Origin of the sequence: uncultured Arthrobacter sp. (assembly GCF_964021775.1) — a bacterium.
Classification (GTDB): domain Bacteria; phylum Actinomycetota; class Actinomycetes; order Actinomycetales; family Micrococcaceae; genus Arthrobacter.
Map to the genome: position 1 here is coordinate 70285 of NZ_CAXHZI010000002.1, position 25029 is coordinate 95313.

Here is a 25029-nt window from a genome sequence, read left to right on the forward strand (position 1 = left end):
ACCGGCCGGCTATCCCGAAAGGCGTTGCCGGGCGCAGGCACCGCAGCCGGGGCCTCCGCGGCAACAGAATTCACCGTCGGGGCGGTTTCGCTGACGCCTGCCCCGGGCAGGCTGCCACGGCGCCATGGTGCAGCCAACGACAACCTCCGAACCTTTCCGAAACCCGGCAACTGACGGGAAGCCTGGCGGCGTCCCGCAGCAACCGTGGTCAGGATACGCCCGGAAGCTGGGGAGTTCCTTAGTTGTCCTGGAGCAGTTCGAGGTCTTCCTCGTCGTCGACGTCTTCGCTATCGTCGTCGTCATCTTCTTCATCGATGACCTCAAGCGGGGTCACCTCGCCATACGCTTCATAAAGCGAGTCATCGTAGACTTCAAAGGCATCGGCGACGGCGAAAAACGCCGCTTCGACCGCGGGATCCCCGTCCCCGCGCCGCGCCGCAGCAGCGGCCAAATGTTCTTCCAGCGCGGAGGTAAGGGACTGAAGCGCGACACGCGGATCGATGCTCATGACTTCACGTTAGCCCGAAAAAGACGAAAATGGAGAGCAATGAAGGAACAATTTCTGAGCAGCTCGGTCCGTCGGGAACGGGACTACGCACGTCAGTACGAGTACCTCGTGCTGACGGTCAGTCCTGAAGATTCGCTGCCCGAGGCGCGCCGCCTCCTCGCCGCGCACTCGGAGTACGGCAAGTGGGAACTCGAACGCAGTGTCCTCTACGTGGGCGGCGGGCGGCGCTTCTGGCTCCGCCGGAAAGTCATCCAGGTCCAGCGGACGGTTTAGGACTCCAGCGGGCCGAGCCAGGCATTGGCGACCGTGTTGTGCGCCGATTCGTCGTCGGAGGGATGGAACATGCCGGCCAACACGTCCCGGTAGAGGCGTTCGAGTTCGGAACCGCGGAAATAGCTGGATCCGCCGGAGACCCTGATCGCCAGGTCGACCACCCTGCGCGACGTTTCGGTGGCGTTCACCTTCACCCCGACCAGCTTAGGAAACCACTGCCCGCCGTGCCCGGCGAGGGCATCGACGTCGGCCGCTACCGCGGCGAGCTGCGGGTAGAGCGCGTCCATCGCCATGGCCGCTTCTGCGACTTTCCAGCGGATGTCCGGGTCCTGTGCGTAGCTGCGTCCGCCGTTCTTGAACGAGGTGCGGCGCTTGACCGCTTCGACGCCGAGCTGCAGCGCCCGTTCTCCGATCCCCGTGTATACCGCGGCCAGCAGCGTCTCGAAGCAGGCGAAGATGGCGAAAATCAGCGGGTCCGCGTTGGGGCCGACGGGAAGTTTGCGGAAGATCCGCTCCGGCGGCACCACGGCCCCTTCCAGGACCGTGGTGTTCGACTGGCTGGCCCGCATGCCCAGGGTGTCCCAGTCGGACAGGATTTCGTAGCCGGGAGTCTCGCGGTCGATGAAGCCGTGCACCAGTTCGCCGTCGCCGTCCCGGGCCGTTGCGTCCTTGCCGAAAATGCCCAGCCGCGTCCAGGCCGGCGAGAGGCTGGTGAAGATCTTCCGGCCGGTGAAGCCATAGCTTCCGTCCGGCAGGGGTGTCGCCTCGGTCCGCGAGTCGAAGAGCACGGAATCGTTGCCTGCCTCGGAGTTGCCGAACGCGAAAATCTCACCCTGCGCCGCCTCCTTCAGGACGAAGTCCAGCGCGGAGTCGCCCCGGGCGGCGAGCACGTGTGCGACGCCGGTCCAGACCAGGTGCATGTTGATCGCCAGCGCGGTGGCGGGGGCCGCCGTCGCCAGCCGCCGCTGCAACTGCGCGGCACCGGCGAGTCCCAGGCCCAGGCCGCCCTCGGACACCGGGACGAAGATCTTCAGGTATCCGGCGGCGGTGAGGTCCCGGAGGTCCTCGGTGAAGAACGCGTTGTCGCGGTCGTAGCCGGCTGCGCGGCCGCGGATCCGCTCCAGCAGCGCGTCGGGCAGGATGTCGTCGGGCGTCATGTCGGTGGGGGCCATTCCTCGTAGGTGCCGCTCAGTAGTTGCTCAGCAGGGTGTTCAGCACGCGTGCGCCGAACTTCAGAGAGTCGGCCGGCACCCGCTCGTCCACTCCGTGGAACATGCCGGTGAAGTCCAGCTCGTCCGGGAGCATCAGCGGGGCGAAGCCGTAGCCGGTGATGCCGAGCCGGCTCAGGGCTTTGTTGTCCGTGCCGCCGGAGAGCGTGTAGGGCAGGACCTTCGCGCCGGGATCCTCGGAGTGGAGCGCGTCGATCATGGAGTCCACCAGGTTGCCGGCGAACGGGACTTCGAGCGAGACGTCCTGGTGGACGTAGCTGACGTCCACGCCGGTGCCGGCCAGTTCCCGGACGATCTCGAGGACCTGCTCCTGCTGTCCCGGCAGAGTGCGGCAGTCCACCAAGGCCTCGGCCGATTCCGGGATCACGTTGTGCTTGTAGCCGCCCTTGAGCAGGGTGGGGTTGGTGGTGTTTTGCAGTGTGGCGCCGACGAAGCGGGCCACGGTGCCGAGCTCCTTCAGGATCTTGTCCGGGTCGTCTGGGTCGAATTCGACGCCGGTGAGTTCGGTGACGCCGTCGAGGAACTGCCGGGTGGTGGGCGTCAGCTCCACCGGCCAGCGGTATTCGCCGATCCTCGAGACGGCGCTGGCCAGCCGGGTCACCGCGTTGTCCGTGTTGATCTGGGAGCCGTGGCCTGCGCGGCCGTGGGCCACCAGTCGGAGCCAGGACAGCCCCTTCTCGGCGGTCTGCAGGAGGTAGGTGCGCTGGCCGCCGATGGTGGCAGAGAATCCGCCCACCTCGGAGATCGCTTCGGTGGCGCCATCGAAGAGTTCGCGACGGTGTTCGACGGCGTACCCGGCGCCGTACTTGCCGCCGGCCTCCTCGTCGGCGAAGAAGGCGAAGATCAGGTCACGCTTGGGTTTACGGCCCGTGCGCGCGAAGTCCCGCAGGACCGAGAGGATCATGGCGTCCATGTCCTTCATGTCCACGGCGCCGCGGCCCCAGATCAGGCCGTCCTTGAGTTCGGCCCCGAAGGGGTCCACGGACCACTGCTCGCGCAGCGCAGGGACGACGTCGAGGTGGCCGTGGACCACGAGGGCGCTGGCCGATGGGTCCTCACCGGCGAGCCGGGTGACAACATTCGCCCGGCCCGGCGCCGACTCGAAGATTTCGGCGTCCAGCCCGACCTCCGTGATGAGGCCGGCGGTGTATTCGGCCGCCGCCCGCTCCCCCGGCCCGGAACCGTCACCGTAGTTGGACGTGTCGATCCGGATCAGTTCCTGGCAGATCCGGACAACCTCATCTTCGGGCCGAACGTCAGTCATATCGCTCCTCGTGGCAGTGGCTCAGTGCTGGCTTCAGCCTACCCACTGGCCCCGATTATTTGTTTCCGGAATCTTCGTGCTAGAGTCTTTCTCGCTGCTTCCGAGAAAAGCAAAACGCTGAAAGGCGAATTTCTTCCCGGAAATACCACCTGCGCGGGTGGCGGAATGGCAGACGCGCTAGCTTGAGGTGCTAGTCCTCGAAAGGGGGTGGGGGTTCAAGTCCCCCTCCGCGCACAACAGGAAATGCCCTGGAATCCTTCATGGATTCCGGGGCATTTTTGTTTTCTCGCCGGGCGGGTCAGGTGATGCCCGCCTTTCACCTCGCTCCCGGCCTATCAATCGCCGGGTAGCGCTTGCGGCGTTGACACCCAGCCGCACTCGGTACCAATCTGTAACAGGGGGCTGAGGCCAGGAGGCACCATGGATCAGTCCGGCAAAGACTCCGCTACGAAGGCTGCTTGGATCACCGGCGGCTTTGCCCTTGTAGGCACTGTGCTGACTTTGATTTTCGCCGGTCCGAAGATTGTGGGCGATGGCGGTAACCCGTCCGGGTCACCTCAGGCTCCACTGTCATCGTCCGCGGTGGCCCCCGTGCCCCCGGTCCCGCCACCGCAGTCGCCGACGTCGATGTTGCCGGACGGCTTGGAAGGTTCCTGGATTGGCGGGGTGGGCAAAGATTCAAGCCGCCACCTGATGCTGACGAAGGAGGCGGGCTACGTCTTGTGGGACACGGCCCGTGAGGGCGCACCCATCTATAAAGGAAAAGCCGCCTTCAACGGCTCCACCGCGACGTTCTTCGGCGAGGACAAGTCCATCCAGTCCTTTTCGTGGTACCTGGAAGAAACGCCCGTCGGTGACATACTTCACCTCTCAGAGCAAAGCTACCGGCGCGAGTAAGCGCCGGCGGTGATGTGTCCACACCTCGAGTCCGGCCTTTCGTGACCGTTGAAACCAGCTTGCCGCCGGAACAGCAGGCCTTACTGGCCGCTTGAAACCAGCTTGCCGCCGGAACAGCAGGCCTTACTGGCCGCTGGAGCTGGGCTCCGGCCGTTTCCACGTGCCGGCCGGGAGAACCTAAACGGCGAGCAGCCCGGCGGGCATGTGGCCGGCCAGCGAGGCCAGCGCGCGGGGCCGCAGGACCGGCCACTCCTCGGTCAGCAGCGACAAGATGACGAAGTCGCGCCAGAGGCCGTCGGCGTTCCGGGAGGACCGGCGCCGGGTTCCCTCGGCCGTGAAGCCGAAGCGCGCCAGCGAGGACAGCGACCGCTGGTTGCGGGCATCCACATCGCATTCGATCCGGCCAGCCCCGCAGGAGAATAACCAGTCAAGCAGGCTGATTTTCACCTCGTGGTTCACCTTCGCCCCCCAGAAGTCCGGGTCCAGCACGGTGCGGCCGATCTTCACCCGCTCGGTCCCGTCGTCGTGTTCGGTGATGCCGGTGGTACCGATGAAGCGGGACTGTCCCAGCGGGAGCTTCTGGTACACCGAGAAGACCTGCAGCCCTGCGAAGCGCCGCTCCACGAACGCCGTCAGGTCCGCCTCGCCGGCAGGCCGGGCCTCACTGTCGCTGAAGCCTTGGGACCAGATTTCGTCGCGGCCCAGCAGCCGGGCCAGCGGCTCGACGTCGAGCGGCGTGAATGGTGCCAGGACAAACCTGCCGGTGACCGTTTGAAGGGTCGGCAAAGTGTCGGGAAGGAGCAGCGCCATTGCGGCCTTTCTGGTGCGCGGGGATGCGTCGGAGCGGGAAATCCGGGAGCCGTCGTTGTCCGCAAATATGCGGCGGCAACAGAAATTATCACCCCGGTGCCCCACCCCGCAACGACACGCTGGCGGGCGGCACCACGGGGGTCCACGCCGAGGGCGTAAGGCCGTGTCGGGGCCCCGCGGCGGTTTCCAAAAACGCTGCGGAATCGGACCGACGCACCCCGGGCCCAAGGTGCGTCCGCCCGGAACCGGCGCGGAAATCGCGTCAGCGAGATTCCAGCCCACGGATGTCCTCCTCGCCGAACCCGCAAGGCCGGTTTGAGACCATCCGCTAAATGTAGGGGACACGCTGGATCTGGAGTACTTCATAGCCGGAAACGACGTTGAGGCGAACCCATTCGTTAGCGGTGGAAGCACCCTCGATGGTCACCCGGCTCAGGTTCGAGACAGTGCCCGAGGGACCGTAGAACGACTTCCATTTCGAGGGCGCGGCCGGGGACCGGGAAGAAGACCGAACGGACAGGGGCAAGCCGCTCCAGCGGGTTCCCCCTGCCGGGTTGAGCCGTAGGGAACGCCGCCGATCACCGCGAGGCTATAACTCGTCGCCGCGCCCGCCGTTCCCGTGACGGCGCCGGATATTCCCCGCGCCGGTGCCGCCCCGGCCATCCTCGGGGCTCGCCTCATCAGCTTCCTCCGTCCGGGCACCGCGGTGCAGGGCCTGCTGGACGGTGCCGAGGAGGGTATGGAACCTGGCGTTGTCCGGCAGCTCCTCGATGAGGACGACGCCGTCCGGCCCGGCGAGCGGTATGCACCAGTTGGGGTATTCGGTGCTGGTGCCCGGCTGGTTCTGGGTGCGGGTCTCCCCCACAGCATCCACCAGCGCCACTCCCAGCAGGGACGACGGCGTAAGGGCCGTGAACTCGTACAGCGCCTCCACTGTGGCCTGCTCCCCTGCGGCTCCCGCCGCCGGCAGCAGTCCGTGTTGCCGCACCAGCGCCAGCACCGCGTCCTGGTCCGCGGCGTCGGCGGCACGTTCTTCTGCCACCGGACGCCGCAGCAATCCGAGGGACTCCCGCAGGGTTACATGTGCGCCGGCCAGGTAGCCCGCGGTGGGCGGCAGGTCATGGGTATTGACGCTGGTCAGGCATTGTTGCCGGTAGCGTTCCGGCGCCAGCGGGCCGTCATCGTCGTGTTCGAACCACAGGATCGAGGTGCCGAAGATCCCGCGTTCCGCCAGGTAGTCCCGGACCCAGGGCTCGAAGACGCCGAGGTCCTCGCCGATGACAATGGCACCGGCGTGCTGTGCTTCGAGGGCCAGGATGCCGACCAAGGCTTCGTGGTCGTAGTACACGTAAGTGCCCTCGCCCGGCCCGGCGCCCTCCGGAATCCACCAGAGCCGGAACAGGCCCAGGACGTGGTCCACCCGGATTCCGCCGGCATGGCGCAGTACGGTCCGCAGCATGTCCCGGTAGGCGGCGTAGCCGGACTCGGCCAGCTTCCCCGGGTGCCACGGAGGCTGTGTCCAGTTCTGGCCCTGCTGGTTGAACATGTCCGGCGGCGCGCCCACCGTCACGCCCTGCGCGAGGACGCCGCCGAGCGCCCAGGCGTCGGCGCCGCCGAGCTTCACACCGACCGCCAGATCGTGCACGATCCCGATGTCCATGCCGGACCGCCGAGCAGCGTCCTGTGCCGATTCGAGTTGTTGGTCGCAGATCCACTGCAGCCAGCGGTGGAACTCGATGCGGTCCGCGAGCGCCGCCCGTTGCGCCGTGGCGTACCCGGTGTCCGGTGAGGACGCGACGTCGTCCCAGTCGCGGGCCGACGGGCCGAGGGACTCCGCGAGAGCCGACCACAGGGCGAAGTCGTCGAGCCCCTGCCCCTGGTCACGGCAGAAATCGCTGAAGCGGCGTGAGCGCGCCGGGCCCCGACGGACCCGGAACACGAGCTCGAGCGCGTCCAGCTTCGCCTGATAACTGGAGTTGCGGTCCAGCAGCGCCGACTCCCGGTTGGCGGCGCGCAGGCGGGACGCCAGCCGCTCGGTTTCGGCCAGGGACTGCGGGGCCAGGTAGGCGTACTCCGGGATCTCCTCCACCCGGATGTACAACGGGTTGAAGAAGCGACGGGTGGTGGGCAGGTACGGCGAGTCCTCCACCGGCGGACGTGGCTCCGCGGCGTGCAGCGGATTGACCAGGACGAAGCCCGCCCCCTCGGCCCCTGCCACCACGGCGAGGTCGGCCAGATCGGCGAAGTCGCCAATCCCCCAGGACCGCGCGGACCTGACGGAGTAGAGCTGGGCCGTGAGTCCCCAGCTGCGGCGGCCCGCCAACGCCTCGGTGGTCCGCAGCCGCTGCGGGGTGACCACAAGGGGACACTCGGCGCGGGTGCCGGCCCCGTCGGCCAGGATGTTATGCCAGCCCAGCGCCAGACCGTCCGGGATACCGAAGCTCGCCCGCCCGGTGAGGACACCGTCGACGTCGCGGGGCGCCTCCCAGTTCTCCAGTTGCCGGGCCTCGCGCCGCGTTCCGTCCTCCGTGACGACCCATACGCTGACGTGGCTGCCATGCGGCACGTGGACGTGGAAAGTGACCGCGGACCCCTCACGTGCCACCACAATGGGCGGCAGGAGCCGCCGCCAGTGAGCCACCTCAGCCTCGGCCAGGGAAGCCCGCAGCTGCCCCGCGCCATCGGTGGCTATGCCCAGGGCAGTGAGGACCCGGCGCAGGGTGCTGCCGGCCACCGCGCGTTCCACCCCGTCCCAGCCCCAGTAAGAGGTTCCCACCCGGTGGACCGCCGCCAGTTCACGCAGCAGGGCGTCGGCGTCGTCCGCCGGTCCCGGTCCGGCGTCGCGCGGCTCGCTGCCGTCCGTCATGGGCGCGTCAGCCGTCGACCGGGCGTGCCGGCGGCTCGGCGCTGTGCTGGATGGCGTGGAGGTGGGCCTCTCCCACCAGTTCGTGCAGCCCGGCGACGGACTCGGCCAGGCTGAGCCCGGGCGACGCCACGATGAACGGCATCAAGAGGCGGTTCTCCTTGTCCAGGTGCAGGGTGAACACCTCGCCGATCGCGCCGGCGGCGACGGCGGCGTCGACCCCCTGCGCGGCCCGGAGCCGTTCGACGAGCCCAACGATCACCTGGTGTTCAGCGAGCATCCCCGCTACCAGCAGCCGGCCCTCCGGGGCGTCACCGGCGCCGCCGTACAGCGGCCCCTCCTCGGCGAGCGCGTGCGGGACCAGTTCGGTCTCGCACCATTCGACCAGCACCTCGTGAGCGTCGTGCTCCGCTGCGGCATCATCTGCCCGCACCGCATGGGTGAGCGCGGTGACCAGCGCATCAAGCCGTTTGAGCATCCCCGCGTGGTGGGTCTGTACGGCAGCGAGCGCCCGGGCTTCGTCCTCGGCGTTCTTGGGAACCGGCGTCTGCATGGCATCTCCCTGGCTGGGCGGGATTCTGGTCCCACTGTACGTCCGGTCCGGCTCCCGGCAACAGGCCTTTCGGCCCGGCGCACGCTCTCCCGGTCCGTGCCGCGATGCTCGGCGGCCGGGAGCGTTTCGCCGCCGCACAGCCCGCCGCGCTAGCCTTGTATCTTATGGTTGACGTCGAACGTTTCCGGGTCCTCCTCACCGAGGAGCGCGACCGGAAACTTGCCCTGCTGCCCGCCCTCCGCAAGGACATCACCTCAGTGAACGCCGCGCGGCAGGACTCCAACGTCGACGACGAACACGATCCGGAGGGCGCGACGATCGCCTTCGAACTCTCCCAGGCGACCGCGCTGCTGGAACAGAGCAGGGCGGGGCTCACCCACATCGAGGCGGCGCTGGCCCGCATCGACGCCGGCAGCTACGGGATCTGCGAAGTCTGCGGCGAGCCCATCGCCGAGGGCCGGCTGGAAGCCAGGCCGTGGACGCCCTACTGCATCCGGCACAGCGCCGGGCGCGCCTGACCGGGAAGGCGTCGCAGTCCCCCATGAGCATTGACGCAACAGCCCTCGCCGCCAACGACCTCGCCGGCACGTGGTGGCAGCGGATCGTGGCCGGGTTCAGCCACGCCCCCGCTCCGGTGGTGACCGGTACCGAGCTTCTGCTGGTGGTCGCCGTCGCCGTCGTGCTGTCCTTGCCGCGCGCCAGCTGGCGGTACTTTGGCCTGCTCGCCACCGTGACCCACGAGCTGGGCCACGCGTTCGCCGCCCTGATGACGGGGCAGCGGCTTGGCGGCATCCGGCTGGGCCTGGACCATTCCGGCACCACCACCAGCTACAGCCGCCGCCCGCTGGCCGCGGTTTGGTCGACGTTCTGGGGCTACCCGGTCCCCGCCGTGGTGGGCGCCGCGATGGTCTGGTCCGGCTTCAATGGCTGGGGCCCGGCGGCGATGTCGGCCGGCACGCTCCTGCTGCTGCTGTCCTTTGCCTTCCTGCGCAACGGCGCCGGTGTACTGATTACGGCCGCGGCGGTGCTCGCCGCGGTGCTGCTAGTGCTGTTCGTCCCGGCGGTGTTTATTGGCCACGTGATGATCGGCCTGGGCCTCGCGCTGCTGGTGGCCGCCGTCCGGGACCTGGGCAAGCTGGCGGCGGTGCACACCAGACACCGGAACCGGCTCTCGACGTCGGACGCGTACCTGTTGTCCCGGTCCACGCCGCTGCCGGCGTTCGCCTGGATTGGACTGTTCGCGCTGGTGGTGGCAGCGGCCTGGTGGGCCGCCTGGCAGCCGATGGCACCCGTCCTCGCCGGCCTGCTGCCCTAGGCACGCCCCCAGCATGCGCCCGCCAGGCACTGCACATAGGCTGGGGGCATGAGTGAGACAACCACAAGCACGGAATTCAGCACCAGGGGCGCCTACGTCACCGGCGGCGCGGAGTTCAACCGGGACACCAACTACATCGAGGACCGGATCACCCGCGACGGCGCCCCGGGTGCCAACGGCGAGCCCGGCTGGCCCGTTGAGCCCGGACGCTACCGGCTGGTCGCTGCCCGGGCCTGCCCCTGGGCCAACCGCACCGTGATTGTGCGGCGGCTGCTGGGACTGGAAGACGTGATCTCCCTTGGCCAGCCCGGACCCACCCACGATGCCCGGTCCTGGACCTTCGACCTTGACCCCGGCGGCAAGGACCCCGTCCTCGGCATTGAGCGGATCCAGGAGGCTTATTTCCGCCGCTTCCCGGACTACCCGCGCGGCATCACGGTCCCGGCCATCGTTGACATCCCCAGCGGCGCGGTGGTGACCAACAACTTCCCGCAGATCACCCTCGACTTCTCCACCGAGTGGACCGAGTACCACCGTGCCGGCGCCCCGGACCTCTACCCCGAGGCCCTTCGCGAAGAGATCGACGCCGTCAACAAGCGCGTCTTCACCGAGGTGAACAACGGCGTCTACCGCTGCGGCTTTGCCGGCTCCCAGGACGCCTACGACGCCGCCTACGACCGCCTGTGGACGGCGCTGGACTGGCTGGAGGATCGGCTTACCAGCCAGCGCTACCTCGTGGGCGACACGATCACCGAAGCGGACGTCCGGCTGTTCACCACGCTGGCGCGCTTCGACGCCGTCTACCACGGGCACTTCAAGTGCAACCGGCAGAAGCTCAGCGAAATGCCTGCGCTGTGGGGCTACGCCCGCGATCTGTTCCAGACCCCAGGTTTCGGCGACACCACGGATTTCGTGCAGATCAAGCAGCACTATTACATCGTCCATGAGGACATCAACCCCACCGGCGTCGTCCCGAAGGGCCCGGCGCTGGGCAACTGGCTCACGGCGCATGGCCGGGAAGCCCTCGGCGGCCGCCCCTTCGGCGACGGTACGCCGCCCGGCCCCGTCCGGGCCGGCGAGGAAGTCACCGCCGGACACGGCGCCGGCTGAACACCGGCGGCGCCGGCCGGCGGGCGGCGCTACGGTGGGGCCATGAAACTCTCCCCCACCCCGGCCGCGCAGCCCCTGGCTCCGTCACTCTCGGTCGGAACCGCCGACCCGGAGTTTGCGGCCGTCCGTGAACTCTTTGACACGTTCCTGGCCCAGGACCCCGAGTTCAGTGCGCAGCTGGCGGTGTACCGCGGAGGCGCCAAGGTCCTTGACCTAAGCGGCGGTCCCGGCCTGGGCCCGGGTGACATCACCGGAACCTACTCCTGCTCGAAGGGCGCCGCGGCCTTCGTCATCGCCCTGCTGGTGCAGGACGGGCTGCTGGACCTGGACGCCACCGTGGCGTCCTACTGGCCCGAATTCGGCGCCCGCGGCAAGGACAGGCTCACCGTCCGGCAGGCCCTCTCCCACCAGGCGGGCCTGCCGGGTATCCCTGGCGGCTTCTCGCTCGAGGAGTTCACGACGCCGGAAGCCGCCCGCCGCTTGGCCGACGCCGCGCCGCTGTGGCGTCCGGGACACATCTTCGGCTACCACGCGCTGACCATCGGCATTTTGATGGAGGAACTCTGCAGGAGGACCGCGGGCGCGCCGCTGCAGGAACTCTACGATGACCGGCTCCGCCGTCCGTTCGGCATCGACTTCTTCCTGGGCCTGCCCGCCGGGGAGGAGCCGCGCTTCCGGGAGGTGCTCTACACGGATGACCCGGCCGCGGAGTGGCTGGACCCGCTCGGCTATGCCGGCCTGAACAGCAACGCTCCGGTCAGCGGCATCATGGAGCTGCCCAACCACCGCAGCGTCCGTGCCGCCGGCATGAGCAGCGCCGGGGGGACCGGCTCGGCGGAAGGGCTCGCCCGGCTCTATGCCGCGGCCACCACGGGCGTCGACGGCGGTCCCGGTTTCCTGGCGCCCGCGACCATCGGGCTGATGGCCGAAGAGCAGGTCTGGGGCCTGGACCGTTCCTCGGGACAGGACAATGCGTTCGCCGTGGTGTTTATGAAGCCGCAGCCCGGCCGGGACTTCGGCAGCCACCTCGCCTTCGGCCACGAGGGCGCCAACGCCGCGCTGGGCTTCGCCGACCCGGGCTACGGGATCGGCTTCGGCTACGTCCCCCGGCGCAGTGAGCAAGGCCGCACCGGCGGCAAGGCCCACCGGCTCTCCGCCGCGGTCCGGCAAGCCTGCCACGCCTGCGCCTGACGCCATCAGCGGCGCCGGCGGAGTTCGTCCAGTTGTCGCAGCAACGACGCGGCCCTAGGGTGAGCCGGGATGGCACACGAAAAAGAACACGTCGACGGAGCACACCCCTCGCGAATCCGCCGGCTGGGCCGCGCCGCGGCCGGGAGTGTGTCCGCTGCCCTGCTGTGGCCGCGCCTGCAACTGGCCACGAAGGCGGCGATTGCCGCCGGCCTGGCGTTTTTCATTGCCCCGTTTATGCCCGGATCCGCGGCGGACTACCCGTACTACGCCCCGCTCGGCGCGCTGGTCGCGATGTACGAAAATGTTTCCGGTTCCATGCGCCAGGGCTTCCAGACCCTCGTCGGACTGGCCATCGGGATCGGCCTGGCCTTTGTGCTGTTCAGCCTGGGCGACCCGAGTCCCGTCACCGTCGCCATCGTGATGGGACTCGGCGTCATCCTCGCCGGGCTGCCCCGGATCGGCTCGGGCAGCGACTGGATCCCGACGGCGGCGCTGCTGGTGCTGCTGGTCGGCGGGCACAACCCGGACAAGTTCTCCTTCGGCTATCTCTTCCAGATGGGCGTCGGAGTCTGCGTCGGCATCGTGGTGAACCTGCTCGTCTTCCCGCCGCTGCACTTCAAGGCCGCCGCACTCAGCCTGGCCGAGCTGCGGCTGGCGCTGGCGCAGCAGCTCTGGGACATGGGCAAGGCCCTGCGTGAGAACTGGCCGCCGGAACATGAGGACTGGTCGCGCCGCTCCGAGGCGCTCGCCGGGCGCGCGCGGTCCGTGCGGGCCGCCGTGCAGAAAGCGGACGCGAGCCGCCAAGCCAATCCGCGGCGCCGGTTGCATCCCCGCGACGTGGAGGCGGACTACCGCGACCTGCGCGATCTGGAACGGCTAACCTTCCACATCCAGGATGTGACGCAGGTGCTCTCGGACGTCATCTGGGCGACGGACACCCCCTTTGTGATCCCCGACGGGTACGCCGAGCCGCTTGCCGAGGCCATGACCCTGGTGGGCGACGTCCTGCGCGCCGCCGAGGAGGAGGAACCACAGCGGCAGGCCGAACTCATCGAGGAAGCCGACTCCGCGGTCAAGGCCTTTACCGCCCGGGTCGCGGCCGAGGACCACTCCGTCGGCGCCCCCAGCGCCGTCGAGTCGATCCTGCTGAGCCTGCACCGGATGATGCGCGTGGCGAAACCAGGCGGTGGAAACCGCGAAGCGGATGCCGCGCCCGCGGGCCCCAGCTAGCCGCCACACAGCCAGCCGCGGCAGCAGAACGGCGGCCGTCCCCGAAACTTCCGGGAACGGCCGCCGCCGCCGTTGAACAGCTGCACGGGCTACTTCAGCGACGCCACCGCTCCGCTGAAGTGCTTGCGCCCCGAATGCGGGCTCCACGCCACGTACTCGGAGCGCAGCCACGCTCCGTCGTCCGACTGCACGGTACTGATGTCCAGCGCCACCCTCGCCGGCAGGAACACCGGCGCCTCGAACGCCACGTCCCAGCTGAACGCGTCGCCCTTGGCGGCGCCGACGTCGGCCAACGCCCTCGAGGCGAGGTACATGCCGTGCGCGATGGAGCGCCGCATGCCCAGGGCCTTGGCGCTGAGGACACTGAGGTGGATCGGGTTGAAGTCACCGGAAACGGCGGCGTACGCCCGGCCGGTGTCCACGCCGAGCTGCCACAACGCCGTCGGATCCGGCACGCGGAACCCCCCGGGCGCGGCGGCCGCGGACGGCTTGTCGATCCCCGGCAGGAACACACCCTTCGCAAGGTAGGTGGAGACGCCGCGCCAGCGGACGAAGTCCTCCCCGGCCCCGCGCACCTCCGCCACCACGTCCAGCTGGGTGCCGGACCGGTGCCCGCGCAGGTTTTCCGCCCAGGCACGGATGTCCAGCGCTTCGGTAAACAGCACCGGGGCGGACTGGACCACCTTGTTGGTGAGGTGGATCATCCCCAGCAGCGGCAACGGGAAGTCGTCCCGGTTCATCACGGACATGGACAGCGGGAACGTCAGGGCGTGGATGAATCCGGCCGGCAGCACATCGCTGGCTGTTTCGCCGATCAGGTGCTGGTAGGCCGTCAGGTTCGTGACTCCGGCTTTGACACCGCGGACCTCGTGGCTGACACCGGGAAGCTGCGTGCCGGCGTGCGCCCCCAGGAGCCGGCGGCGCGCCGCGGTGGCGGCGGCGTTGACGTACAGCTTGGAGAGCGACGGCATCTCGGCCAGGATTACAGGCTGCCTGCCGGTCATGCGCCCACCAGGTTCTGCCCGCAGACGCGCAGCACCTCGCCGGAGATCCCGCCGGCGGCGTCGCTGGCCAGGAACGCGATGGCCTCCGCCACGTCCCCGGGCTGGCCGCCCTGCTGCAGTGAATTGAGCCGCCGGGCCACCTCGCGGGTGGCGAAAGGGATCCGGGCCGTCATCTCGGTCTCAATGAAACCGGGCGCGACGGCGTTGATGGAGCCGCCGTGCGCGGCGAGCAGCGGCGCCGTGGCACGGACCATGCCCATTACGCCGCCCTTGGACGCGGCGTAGTTGGTCTGCCCGCGGTTCCCGGCGATGCCGCTGGTGGAGGCAACGGAGACAATCCGCGGAGAGTTCCGGAAGTGCTCCGAGGCCAGCAGCGCCTCGTTGATCCGCAGCTGGGCGGCGATATTCACGGCAATCACCGAGCTCCAGCGGGACTGGTCCATGTTGGCGAGCAGTTTGTCCCGCGTGATGCCGGCGTTGTGGATCACGATGTCCAGCCCGCCGTGGCGCTCCACGGCGTGGTCGATGATGCGCTGTCCGGCGTCGTCCCGGCTGATGTCCAGCTGCAGGGCGGTACCGTGCACCTCGTTGGCGACCTTGGCGAGGTGGTCCCCGGCGGCCGGGACGTCGACGGCGACGACGGTGGCGCCGTCGCGGTACAGCGTGCGGGCAATCGCCGCGCCGATTCCGCGGGCGGCTCCGGTCACAACCGCAACCTTGCCCGCCAGCGGCTTCTCGGCGTCGGCCGGCAGCTGACCGGCCTCGGAGGAAACGGTGAGGAACTGGCCGTCCACGAAAGCGGAACGCCCGGAGAGGAAGAACCGGAGCGCGCCCAGGGCGCTGGGGCTCGTGGTCCGCGCGTCGTTGGCCAGCAGGATGCCGTTGCCGGTTGCGCCGGCGCGCAGTTCCTTGGCCAGGGAGCGCAGCAGCCCGTCGATGCCCTGCCGGGCCGCCGCGGCGGCCGGATCCGCGGTGCCCGCGGCGGCGCGGGAGATGGTCAGAACGCGGGCGTTGGCGGCGAGGTCCCGGAGCGAGGCCGCGGCGTTGAGCACGGGCTTTTCCAGGTCCTCCGGCCGGGTCGCCTCGTCCAGCACCAGGATGATCGCGCCGAGCTTCTCGCGCGGCACGGCGTGGCGGCGGACGTCGAGGTCCCAGGAAAGCAGCGCGGCGGCGAGTTCATCGGCGCCACTGCCGGTGCCCTGCACCAGCACGGGTCCCTGGACCAGCGGCTGGCCGGGCCGGTGACGCCGGAGCGCTACGGGCTGCGGCAGGCCGAGCTTCCGGGCGATGTCCTTGCCGAGGCCCTTGCTCACGAACTGGGTGTATTTGTCAGTCATTCGGTTCCCCTAGTGTGCTTCGAGAATAGCGACGACGCCCTGGCCGCCGGCGGCGCAGATGGAGATCAGTCCGCGTGCCGGCCGGCCGTCGACCTGCCCCTTGGCGTGCAGCATCTTCGCCAGCGAGGCGACGATCCGTCCGCCGGTGGCGGCGAAGGGGTGCCCCGCGGCGAGGGAGGAGCCGTTGACGTTGAGCCGGGCCCGGTCGATGCTGCCGAGGGCGCCGTCGAGGCCGAGCCGGGTGCGGCAGAACTCCTCGTTTTCCCACGCGGCCAGGGTGCTCAGCACGGTGCCGGCGAAGGCCTCATGGATTTCAAAGAAGTCGATGTCCGCAAAGCCCAGGCCGTGGCGGGCCAGCAGGCGCGGGACGGCGAACGCCGGCGCCATCAGCAGGCCGTCCTTGCCGTGGACAAAGTCGACGGCGGCAGCCTCGCCGTCGAGGACGGTGGCCAGTTTCGGCAGGTCGTGCGCGTCGGCCCATTCCTCGGTGGCGAGCAGCACGGTGGAAGCGCCGTCGGTGAGCGGGGTGGAATTGCCGGCCGTCATGGTCGCTTCAGCGCCGAGGTTCTTGCCGAAGACCGGTTTCAGGCCCGCGAGCTTCTCGAGCGTGGTGTCCGGGCGCAGGTTGGAGTCCTTGCTGAGCCCGCGGTACGGGGTGAGGAGGTCATCGAAGAAACCGGCGTCGTAGGCCGCGGCCAGGTTGCGGTGGCTGTTGTACGCCAGTTCGTCCTGGGCCTCCCGGGTGATCTTCCACTGCGCGGTGGTGAGCGCCTGGTGTTCGCCCATGGACAGTCCGGTCCGCGGCTCGCCGGTGTTCGGGGCGTCCGGGGCGAGGTCCTTGGGCCGGAGCCGGCTGAGCACCTGCAGCCGCTGCGGCAGGGTCTTGGCGCGGCTCAGGTCCAGCAGGATTTCGCGCAGCCCCTCGCTGACGGCGATCGGGGCGTCCGAGGCGGAGTCAACGCCGCCGGCAATGGCGGACTCGATCTGGCCCAGTTTGATCTTGTTGGCCAGGCCCAGCACGGTCTCAAGGCCGGTGGCGCAGGCCTGCTGCAGGTCATACGCGGGGGTCTCGGCGGACAGCGCCGAGCCGAGTACAGCCTCGCGGGTGAGGTTGAAGTCGCGGGAATGCTTCAGGACCGCCCCGGCAGCAACCTCGCCGATCCGCTCGTCCTGCAGGCCGAACCGGGCAATGAGTCCGTCCAGGGCAGCGGTGAGCATGTCCTGGTTGGAGGACTTCGTGTAGGCGCCGCCGGTCCGGGCAAAGGGGATGCGGTTGCCGCCGACCACCACGGCCTTGCGGAGCTGCGGGGCCGCGGCTGCTGCTGCGGCCGGCCCCGTGCTGTCCTTCGGTCCGGTCGTGGACGTTCCGTTTTCAGGCATGTGCTGTCTCCTTTGATCAAAGCGGATTACTGATACCCAGCGTACCTGATACGCTGGGTATCGTGAACATCCTCCAGGCTGAACCCCCCGCTCCGGGCGGCCCCGTCGACGGCCGCGCCTCCCGCTGGCAGTCCCACCGCGAGGAGCGGCGCCGCGAGTTGATCAAGTCCGCGCGCAAGGCAGTGCACGCACTGGGTAGCGAAGCCTCGATGGAGGACATCGCCGCGGCCGCCGGGACGTCCAAGTCTGTCTTCTACCGCTACTTTGGCGACAAGGCCGGTCTCCAGCAGGCCGTGGGCGAAGTGGTGCTGAACCAGATGCAGCGGCGCATCCAGGAAGCCGCCCAGGCCGCCCAGACCCCGCGCGAAGGGCTGTACGCCATGGTCTCGGCCTACCTGCAAATGGCCGAGACCAGCCCGAACGTCTACACCTTTGTCACCCGTTACGCACCCGGCGACGCCGAGAGCCACGCAGGTTCCCTCGCCGCGGCCGGGGCGCTGGGCCATTTCTTCGCTGCGATCAGCGAGATGATCGCCCTGCCCATGCGGAACCAGCTGCGCGCCGTTCCGGGCAAGGAAGCCGTGATCGGCTTCTGGCCGAACGCCGCGATCGGCCTGGTCCGGAGCGCGGGCGAACAGTGGTTGGCCAGTCCGGCCTCCCCGGCCAAGCCGGGCCAGGAAGCGATGGCCCGCCAGATCACCGACTGGCTTTGTTTCGGCATCGCGCCCGAACTGCAGGACCCGCCGGGCCCCGCACCGGACACCCGGCCCTAGACCACCACTGCCCGAACCTCTTACTGCCAACCATCAATCGCCAAAGCGGCAAATTGCCAGCACCGCAAGTTGCCAGAAACCGCAATGTCAGTGCCAACGAAGGAATCGACATGACTGAACTAGCCGACCGCGCTGCGGGCCGCCTCACTCCCCCGGCCACCGGAACCAGCACCCCGCCGGCCGCCTCCGCCGCCGGAACCCATGCCGGCGGAACCCCCGCCGTCGACGTCGCCGCGCTCGGCGAGCAGCTGCTGGGCAAGTGGGCAGCGGTCCGCCGGCAGGCCCGCGAGCTGGCCGGCCGGCCGGAACTGCACAAGACCGAGGGGCTGACCCACACCGAACACCGGCAGCGGGTCTTCGGCCAGCTAAAGATCCTGGTGGACAACGGCGCCGTGCACCGCGCCTTCCCGGCGGAGGTCGGCGGCGCGGACGAGCACGGCGGCAACGTGGCGGGCTTCCAGGAGCTGGTCATTGCCGACCCCTCGCTGCAGATCAAGGCCGGCGTGCAGTGGGGCCTCTTCGGCTCCGCCGTGAACCATCTCGGCACCGAGGAACACCACAAGAAGTGGCTGCCGGGCATCATGAGCCTGGAGATCCCCGGCTGCTTCGCCATGACCGAGACCGGCCACGGCTCGGACGTCGCCAGCATCGCCACCACCGCCACCTACGACCCGGTCGCCGGCGAATTCGTGGTGCACACACCGTTCCGCGCCGCCTGGAAGGACTACATCGGCAACGCGGCCACCGACGGACTGGCCGCCGTCGTCTTCGCCCAGCTGGTGACCAACGGCATCAACCATGGCGTGCACGCGTTCTACATGGAGCTGCGCGACCCGCAGACCAAGGAATTCCTTCCCGGCATCGGCGGCGAGGACGACGGGGTCAAGGGCGGCCTGAACGGCATCGACAACGGCCGGCTGCACTTCAACCAGGTACGGATACCGCGGGAAAACCTGCTCAACCGCTACGGCAACGTCGACGCCGACGGCACCTACAGCTCGCCCATCGCCAGCCCGGGGCGCCGCTTCTTCACCATGCTGGGCACCCTGGTCCAGGGCCGGGTGTCGCTGGACGGCGCCGCCGTAACCGCGTCGAAACTGGCCCTCAAGACTGCCATCCAGTACGCCTCCGAACGCCGCCAGTTCAACGCCTCCTCCGCCACGGACGAGGAGGTGCTGCTGGACTACCAGCGGCACCAGCGCCGGCTGTTCACCCGGCTCGCCACCACCTATGCGGCCAGCTTCGCCAGCGAGCAGCTGCTGCAGAAGTTCGACGACGTGTTCTCCGGCCGGAACGACACCGACGAGGACCGCCAGGACCTCGAAACCCTGGCCGCGGCGCTGAAACCGCTCAGCACCTGGCACGCCCTCGACACCTTGCAGGAGTGCCGCGAAGCCTGCGGCGGCGCCGGCTTCCTGATCGAGAACCGGTTCGCCTCGCTGCGCGCCGACCTGGACGTCTACGCCACCTTCGAAGGCGACAACACCGTGCTGCTGCAGCTGGTCGCGAAGCGCCTGCTGGCCGACTACGCCAAGGAATTCCGCAACGTGGACTTCGGCGTGCTGGCCCGCTACGTCGTGGGCCAGGCCACCGGCGCGGCCATCCACCGGACCGGGCTGCGCGGCGTCGCCCAGTTTGTGGCGGACTCCGGTTCGGTCCAGAAAGCCGCCAGCGCCATCAAGGACGAGGCGGGCCAGCGGGCCCTGCTGACCGAGCGGGTCCAGGCCATGGTCGCCGACGTCGGTTCCGCGCTGAAGGGGGCGAACAAGCTGCCGCAACAGCAGGCCGCGGCGCTGTTCAACAGCCACCAGAACGAGCTCATCGAGGCGGCCCAGGCACACGCCGAACTGCTGCAGTGGGAGGCCTTCACCGAGGCGCTGGGCCACGTCGCGGACCCCGGCACCAAGGCGGTCCTGACCTGGCTGCGCGACCTGTTCGGCCTGTCCCTGATCGAGAAAAACCTGTCCTGGTACCTGATGAACGGCCGGCTCTCCATGCAGCGCGCCCGCACCGTGGGCGAATACATCAACCGGCTCCTCGTCAAGCTCCGCCCGCACGCCCTGGACCTGGTGGACGCCTTCGATTTCGGCCCGGAGCACCTCCGCGCCGCGATCGCCACCGGGGCGGAGAAAACCCGCCAGGACGAAGCCCGGGAATTCTTCCGCCAGCAGCGCGCCAGCGGCCAGGCGCCGCTGGACGAGAAGATCCTGCTGGCCCGCACAGCGCGGGAAGACAAGGCCCCCGGAAAGGCCCAGGCCGGGAAGGCCCTCGGCAAGGCCCAGCGCACTAAATAACAGCGCGGCGAAAAACGGTGCGGCGAACTGACAGCACCGCACGACGACGGCGCCGCCCCATGGCCGGGGCGGCGCCGTCGTCGTTGTTGCGGTCTTCCATTGCAGGCGCTGCTACTGCGGGAGGACCGACCGGTAGACCTCAAGGGTGGTCTCCGTGATGGACTCCCAGGAGAAGTGCTCCTCGGCCCGGCGGCGGCCGGCCTGGCCCATCGCGCGGGCGCGGGCCGGGTCGGAGACCACCTCGGTCAGGGCCGCGGCGAACTCCGTCACGAACTTCTCCGGATCCAGCGGGGTGCCGGTCCCGTCGGTGACCTGCTCAAGCTGCACCAGCAAACCGGTCTCGCCGTGCTGGACCACCTCGGGGATGCCGCCGGTGGCGCTGGCCACCACCGCGGCGCCGCAGGCCATCGCCTCCAAGTTCACGATCCCGAGCGGCTCATAGATGGACGGGCAGGCAAACGCGGTGGCGTGGCTGAGGACCTGGACCAGTTCGTTGCGCGGCAGCATCCGCTCCACGAGGATCACGCCGCTGCGCTGGCCCTGCAGTTCCTCGATCAGCCGGGCGGTCTCCGCGGCGAGTTCCGGCGTGTCCGCGGCGCCGAGGCACAGCACCAGCTGGACGTCGGCGGGCAGCTTCGCAGCGGCCCGCAGCAGGTACGGGACGCCCTTCTGCCGGGTGTTGCGGCCCACGAAGACCACGCTGGGCCGCGCCGGGTCAATGCCCAGGGCACGGACCACGTCGTCATTCTCGTCACGGTTCCAGAGGCTGACGTCGATGCCGTTGTGGACCACGCGGACCTTGGCCGGGTCCACCTCAGGGTAGCTGCGCAGGATGTCCTGCCGCATTCCTTCGGACACGGCGATGATCGCGGCGGCGGACTCGTAGGCGGTTTTCTCCACCCAGGACGAGAGGGCGTAGCCGCCGCCGAGCTGCTCTGCCTTCCAGGGCCGGAGCGGCTCGAGGCTGTGCGCGCTGAGCACGTGCGGGATGCCGTGCAGCAGCGAGGCGATGTGCCCCGCCATGTTGGCGTACCAGGTGTGCGAGTGCACGAGGTCCGCGCCGGCGATGTCCGGAACGATCCGCAGGTCCACGCCGAGGGTCTGCACCGCCGCGTTGGCGCCGGCCAGATCCTCCGGCACGGCGTAGGACGTTACGGTCGCCCCGTGGTAGTCCGGGGTGCGCGGCGCACCGAAGGCCCGCACCTGCAGATCCACCCTCTGGGCCAGCACCCGGCTGAGTTCGGCCACGTGGACGCCGGCGCCCCCATAGATTTCGGGCGGGAATTCCTTGGTCACAATGTCTATTCGCACAAACCCCAAGGTAGTCCTTCCGGCTGATCTGTTCTAGTGTGAAGAGGTCCGGGCACACCGGACGGTTTTTGGGGAGCAACGAAGGCGTTCAGGAGCGATCACATGCCGCAGCAGAAGAAAGTCTTGGCCATTGTCCTCGCAGGTGGCGAGGGAAATAGGCTGATGCCGTTGACGGCCGACCGGGCCAAGCCGGCCGTTCCGTTCGCCGGAAGTTACCGGCTCATTGATTTTGCCCTTTCCAACCTGGTGAATTCCCGGTATTTGCAGATTGTTGTCCTCACGCAATACAAATCCCACAGCCTCGACCGGCACATTTCCGAAACGTGGCGTATGTCCACGCAGCTGGGCAACTACATCGCCTCCGTGCCCGCCCAGCAGCGCGTCGGCAAGAGCTGGTTCCTGGGCAGCGCCAACGCCATCTACCAGTCCCTGAACCTGATCCACGATGCCAACCCGGACATCGTCGTCGTGGTCGGCGCGGACCACGTGTACCGCATGGATTTCGCGCAGATGGTCGCCCAGCATGTCGCCAGCGGCGCCAAGGCAACGGTGGCCGCCGTGCGCCAGCCCCTGCACATGGCCGACCAGTTCGGTGTGATCGAGGTGGACCAGGAGAACCCGGAAAAGATCGCGGCCTTCGTGGAGAAGCCCTCCTCGACCCCGGGCCTCGCCGCGGACCCCAGCCAGTTCCTGGCGTCCATGGGCAACTACGTCTTCAACGCCGACGCCCTCGTGGAGGCGCTGCACGTCGACGCCGAGCGGCTCGACACCAAGCACGACATGGGCGGGGACATCATTCCCTACTTCGTCGACCAGGGCGAGGCCGGGGTCTACGACTTCACCCTCAACGACATCCCCGGCTCCACCGAACGCGACCGCACCTACTGGCGCGACGTCGGCACCATCGATTCGTTCTACGACGCCCACATGGACCTGATCTCCCCCGTGCCGGTGTTCAACCTGTACAACTCGGAATGGCCGATCTACACCCGCCAGAGCATCTCCCCGCCGGCGAAGTTCGTCCGCGGCGAGGGCGGCACCGTGGGCACAGCGCTGGACTCGATCGTGGCCAGCGGCGTCGTGATCTCCGGCGGCATCGTGGAGGGCTCCGTACTCTCCAACGACGTCTACGTCGGCACGGCCAGCCGCGTGCTCGACTCGGTGCTGATGGACAAGGTCCAGGTCGGCGCGGGCGCCGTGATCAAGCGCGCCATCGTCGACAAGAACGTCCGGATCCCCGCCGGCGCCGCGATCGGCCTGGACCCCGAACTGGACCGGGCCCGCGGGTTCAAGGTCACCGACTCCGGCATCACGGTCCTGTCAAAGGGCCAGGAGGTGCCCGAACCCGGCGACGCCGAACGCTCCCTGTCCGCGGCCAACCTGTACCTGGTGCCGGACGCCGTGAAGACGGCCACCGAAAACTGGCCGGCCGGGCGCGAGTCCGTGGAAAAGGTCGGCGAGGTGCACGCCGCCGCCGTCGGCGTCGAGCCTCCCGGGAAGACCTCCACAAAGGCGTACTGAGCCGCGGGCCTGAGCCGGGGCCGCCAATCGGCGCCCCCGGTTCCGGGCCAGCAATATCCGGCGTCGGGTCGGGGCCGTGACAGGCTGTAAAATTGGCCCAATGAGCTCTCCCGACCTGCCCCCCGTGCCGGCCAGCGATTCACCGGCCCCGGTTGACCTGACCCCCGCGGAAATCGCGGCCTGCCTCAAGGTGCTCAACAGCATCCACGTCTACGACGAAGAGCACCCGGACTACGTCTCGATCCGCCGTGCGACCGGCAAGATGTTCAAGGCGGTCAAGCGCCACCGCCGGACCACCAAGCGGGACCTCATCGCCGAGGCGGACCGCGCCGTGATCGCCCAGACCGCGACGGCGGCCCCGGACCGGATCGATGACGAGACGCGCGGCAACAAGCTGGCGCCCTCTGCCACCGGCGAGGTCGCCGGGCACCTGATCCGCTCGCGGCCCTGCTACATCTGCAAGCAGCACTACACGCAGGTGGACGCCTTTTACCACCAGCTCTGCCCCGAATGCGCCCTCTTCAGCCACAGCAAGCGCGATGCGCGGACCGACCTGAGCGGCCGCCGCGCACTGTTGACCGGCGGCCGGGCCAAGATCGGCATGTACATAGCCCTGCGGCTGCTCCGCGACGGCGCCCACACCACCATCACCACCCGCTTCCCCAAGGACGCCGCCCGGCGCTTCGCCGCGATGGAGGACAGCGCGGACTGGCTGCACCGGCTGCGGATCGTGGGCATCGACCTGCGCGATCCCTCCCAGGTGATGGCGCTGACGGACTCTCTCGACGCCGCCGGCCCGCTGGATATCATCATCAACAACGCGGCCCAGACGGTCCGGCGCTCGGGCAACGCTTACAAGCCGCTCGTCGACGCCGAGGACGAGCCGCTGCCGGCGGAGCTGCAGGCGGCCAACGGCGGCCCCGAACTGGTCACCTTCGGCCACGCCCACGACAAGCACCCGCTCGCCCTGGCCAGCTCGGTCCTGGAGCACCCCGTGCTGGCCGGCGACGCCATCACCTCGCTGGCGCTGTCCACCGGTTCCGCCTCACTGGAGCGGATCGCCGCGGGCACCGCGATCGACGCCGGCGGTCTGGTCCCGGACCTCGCCAGCATCAACAGCTGGACCCAGGTGGTGGACGAAGTGGATCCGCTGGAGATGCTCGAAGTGCAGCTCTGCAACGTCACCGCGCCGTTCCTGCTGGTCAGCCGGCTGCGCGGGGCGATGAAGCGCTCCACGGCGCGGCGGAAGTACATCGTGAACGTCAGCGCCATGGAGGGCCAGTTCTCCCGCGCCTACAAGGGCCCCGGTCACCCGCACACCAACATGGCCAAGGCCGCGCTGAACATGATGACGCGCACGTCCGCCAAGGAAATGCTGGACTCCGACGGCATTCTGATGACCGCCGTCGACACCGGCTGGATCACCGACGAACGTCCCCACTACACGAAGGTTCGGCTGATGAAGGAAGGCTTCCACGCCCCGCTGGACCTTGTCGACGGCGCGGCCCGGGTCTACGACCCGATCGTTATGGGCGAGTCGGGCGAGGACCAGTACGGCGTGTTCCTCAAGGACTACAAGCCCAGCCCCTGGTAGGCCCGGGCCCGTGCGGTGTTCTAGCAGCGCCGCGGTGGCGGCGCCACGGGCCTTATGGCCCTAATGGGCCCCAAGGGCTGTCCGTAACGTGGAGCTGTGAATACGACGACGCCACCGCCAAATTTCCAGTTGTCCATCGACCAGTGCTGGGTGCTGCTCGACGGCGAAGTGGTCGGGCGGATTGCCTTGATTGTGGACGGCCATCCGGAGGTTTTCCCGGTGAACTTTGTCCTGCAGCGCCGCTCGATCGTGTTCCGCACCGCCGGAGGGACAAAGCTCTGGGGCGCCATCACCTCCAAGCCGGTGGCGTTTGAAATCGACGGGTACGACGCCCACGAGCAGACGGCATGGAGCGTCGTTGCCCGCGGTGAGGCCGAACTGATCGAAGACCAGGCGGACAAAGACGCGGTGGACGGGCTGCTGCTGGAGCCCTGGCAGCCTGGTGAAAAGAACTACTACGTACGGCTGGCGCCGAAGGCCCTCACCGGTCGCCGTTTCAAGGTCAACAACCCGGATGTGTGGCACACACGACTTGCGGACCCGCGCCGGGCCGCTTTTGAGTAGTCCGGAGC

22 protein-coding genes and 1 tRNA gene are annotated in these 25029 nt (G+C 68.9%); 13 read left to right on the forward strand and 10 right to left on the reverse strand.

Annotated features, from left to right (window positions below; all coding sequences use genetic code 11):
• Nucleotides 1-238 precede the first annotated feature (238 nt).
• On the reverse strand, nt 239-508 hold the full coding sequence (locus ABIN76_RS02215) for a hypothetical protein (RefSeq protein ID WP_346958089.1): 270 nt from the start codon (nt 506-508) through the stop codon (nt 239-241).
• A gap of 39 nt (nt 509-547) precedes the next feature.
• Between ABIN76_RS02215 and ABIN76_RS02220 the strand changes: the two genes are divergently transcribed.
• Nucleotides 548-781, forward strand: coding sequence for a DUF5703 family protein (locus tag ABIN76_RS02220; RefSeq protein ID WP_346958090.1), 234 nt, complete (start codon nt 548-550; stop codon nt 779-781).
• On the opposite strand, the gene ABIN76_RS02225 is transcribed toward ABIN76_RS02220, so the two are convergent.
• Both ABIN76_RS02225 and ABIN76_RS02230 read right to left on the reverse strand, forming a co-directional pair.
• A complete protein-coding gene (locus ABIN76_RS02225; RefSeq protein WP_346958336.1) occupies nt 778-1938 on the reverse strand; it encodes an acyl-CoA dehydrogenase family protein in 1161 nt (386 codons plus the stop codon). The genes ABIN76_RS02220 and ABIN76_RS02225 overlap by 4 nt on opposite strands.
• 31 nt (nt 1939-1969) lie before the next feature.
• On the reverse strand, nt 1970-3274 hold the full coding sequence (locus ABIN76_RS02230) for a M20/M25/M40 family metallo-hydrolase (protein ID WP_346958091.1): 1305 nt from the start codon (nt 3272-3274) through the stop codon (nt 1970-1972).
• A 151-nt stretch (nt 3275-3425) separates the two neighbouring features.
• Here ABIN76_RS02230 and ABIN76_RS02235 point away from each other — a divergent pair.
• Nucleotides 3426-3508 (forward strand) — tRNA-Leu (locus ABIN76_RS02235).
• Nucleotides 3509-3694: 186 nt separating this feature from the next.
• Nucleotides 3695-4171, forward strand: coding sequence for a hypothetical protein (locus ABIN76_RS02240; protein ID WP_346958092.1), 477 nt, complete (start codon nt 3695-3697; stop codon nt 4169-4171).
• Nucleotides 4172-4348: 177 nt separating this feature from the next.
• On the opposite strand, the gene ABIN76_RS02245 is transcribed toward ABIN76_RS02240, so the two are convergent.
• From ABIN76_RS02245 to ABIN76_RS02255, 3 genes are all read right to left on the reverse strand, one after another.
• Nucleotides 4349-4981: a GNAT family protein gene (locus ABIN76_RS02245; RefSeq protein ID WP_346958093.1), complete on the reverse strand. Its 633-nt coding sequence runs from the start codon at nt 4979-4981 to the stop codon at nt 4349-4351.
• A gap of 589 nt (nt 4982-5570) precedes the next feature.
• Nucleotides 5571-7847 (reverse strand): 4-alpha-glucanotransferase, encoded by a 2277-nt coding sequence (gene malQ / locus ABIN76_RS02250; RefSeq protein ID WP_346958094.1) that lies wholly within the window; start codon nt 7845-7847, stop codon nt 5571-5573.
• A 7-nt stretch (nt 7848-7854) separates the two neighbouring features.
• Nucleotides 7855-8397 (reverse strand): hemerythrin domain-containing protein, encoded by a 543-nt coding sequence (locus tag ABIN76_RS02255; RefSeq protein WP_346958095.1) that lies wholly within the window; start codon nt 8395-8397, stop codon nt 7855-7857.
• A 164-nt stretch (nt 8398-8561) separates the two neighbouring features.
• On the opposite strand from ABIN76_RS02255, the gene ABIN76_RS02260 reads away from it, so the two are divergent.
• From ABIN76_RS02260 to ABIN76_RS02280, 5 genes are all read left to right on the forward strand, one after another.
• Nucleotides 8562-8915, forward strand: a complete 354-nt coding sequence (locus ABIN76_RS02260) for a TraR/DksA C4-type zinc finger protein (protein ID WP_346958096.1) — start codon at nt 8562-8564, stop codon at nt 8913-8915.
• A 23-nt stretch (nt 8916-8938) separates the two neighbouring features.
• Nucleotides 8939-9712, forward strand: coding sequence for a M50 family metallopeptidase (locus tag ABIN76_RS02265; protein ID WP_346958097.1), 774 nt, complete (start codon nt 8939-8941; stop codon nt 9710-9712).
• A 48-nt stretch (nt 9713-9760) separates the two neighbouring features.
• Nucleotides 9761-10822 carry a glutathione S-transferase family protein gene (locus tag ABIN76_RS02270; RefSeq protein WP_346958098.1) on the forward strand — a complete coding sequence of 354 codons (1062 nt, stop codon included), beginning with the start codon at nt 9761-9763 and terminating at the stop codon, nt 10820-10822.
• A gap of 42 nt (nt 10823-10864) precedes the next feature.
• Nucleotides 10865-12013, forward strand: coding sequence for a serine hydrolase domain-containing protein (locus ABIN76_RS02275; RefSeq protein WP_346958099.1), 1149 nt, complete (start codon nt 10865-10867; stop codon nt 12011-12013).
• A gap of 69 nt (nt 12014-12082) precedes the next feature.
• Nucleotides 12083-13243, forward strand: coding sequence for an aromatic acid exporter family protein (locus tag ABIN76_RS02280; protein ID WP_346958100.1), 1161 nt, complete (start codon nt 12083-12085; stop codon nt 13241-13243).
• An 89-nt stretch (nt 13244-13332) separates the two neighbouring features.
• Here ABIN76_RS02280 and ABIN76_RS02285 read toward each other — a convergent pair whose 3' ends face one another.
• The 3 genes from ABIN76_RS02285 to ABIN76_RS02295 are packed head-to-tail and all read right to left on the reverse strand — an operon-like array spanning nt 13333 to nt 16964.
• Entirely contained in the window at nt 13333-14247 is a 915-nt protein-coding gene (locus ABIN76_RS02285) for a MaoC/PaaZ C-terminal domain-containing protein (protein ID WP_346958101.1), read from the reverse strand.
• Nucleotides 14244-15584 carry a 3-oxoacyl-ACP reductase gene (locus ABIN76_RS02290; RefSeq protein ID WP_346958102.1) on the reverse strand — a complete coding sequence of 447 codons (1341 nt, stop codon included), beginning with the start codon at nt 15582-15584 and terminating at the stop codon, nt 14244-14246. Before ABIN76_RS02290 ends, ABIN76_RS02285 begins: the two co-directional genes overlap by 4 nt.
• Nucleotides 15585-15593: 9 nt before the next feature.
• Nucleotides 15594-16964 carry an acetyl-CoA C-acetyltransferase gene (locus ABIN76_RS02295; RefSeq protein ID WP_346958103.1) on the reverse strand — a complete coding sequence of 457 codons (1371 nt, stop codon included), beginning with the start codon at nt 16962-16964 and terminating at the stop codon, nt 15594-15596.
• Between the two features lie 62 nt (nt 16965-17026).
• Between ABIN76_RS02295 and ABIN76_RS02300 the strand changes: the two genes are divergently transcribed.
• On the forward strand, nt 17027-17737 hold the full coding sequence (locus ABIN76_RS02300) for a TetR/AcrR family transcriptional regulator (RefSeq protein WP_346958104.1): 711 nt from the start codon (nt 17027-17029) through the stop codon (nt 17735-17737).
• Between the two features lie 110 nt (nt 17738-17847).
• Nucleotides 17848-20031, forward strand: a complete 2184-nt coding sequence (locus ABIN76_RS02305; RefSeq protein ID WP_346958105.1) for an acyl-CoA dehydrogenase — start codon at nt 17848-17850, stop codon at nt 20029-20031.
• Nucleotides 20032-20142: 111 nt separating this feature from the next.
• On the opposite strand, the gene glgA is transcribed toward ABIN76_RS02305, so the two are convergent.
• Nucleotides 20143-21342 carry a glycogen synthase gene (gene glgA, locus ABIN76_RS02310; protein ID WP_346958106.1) on the reverse strand — a complete coding sequence of 400 codons (1200 nt, stop codon included), beginning with the start codon at nt 21340-21342 and terminating at the stop codon, nt 20143-20145.
• 102 nt (nt 21343-21444) lie between these two features.
• Here glgA and glgC point away from each other — a divergent pair, with 102 nt between their 5' ends.
• The 3 genes from glgC (at nt 21445) to ABIN76_RS02325 (ending at nt 25021) form a co-directional block, all read left to right on the forward strand.
• On the forward strand, nt 21445-22863 hold the full coding sequence (glgC, locus tag ABIN76_RS02315) for a glucose-1-phosphate adenylyltransferase (protein ID WP_346958107.1): 1419 nt from the start codon (nt 21445-21447) through the stop codon (nt 22861-22863).
• Nucleotides 22864-22963: 100 nt separating this feature from the next.
• On the forward strand, nt 22964-24457 hold the full coding sequence (locus tag ABIN76_RS02320; RefSeq protein ID WP_346958108.1) for an SDR family NAD(P)-dependent oxidoreductase: 1494 nt from the start codon (nt 22964-22966) through the stop codon (nt 24455-24457).
• A gap of 96 nt (nt 24458-24553) precedes the next feature.
• The gene (locus tag ABIN76_RS02325) at nt 24554-25021 is read left to right on the forward strand and encodes a pyridoxamine 5'-phosphate oxidase family protein (protein ID WP_346958109.1); all 468 of its coding nucleotides are present in this window, start codon (nt 24554-24556) and stop codon (nt 25019-25021) included.
• Nucleotides 25022-25029: the final 8 nt, after the last annotated feature.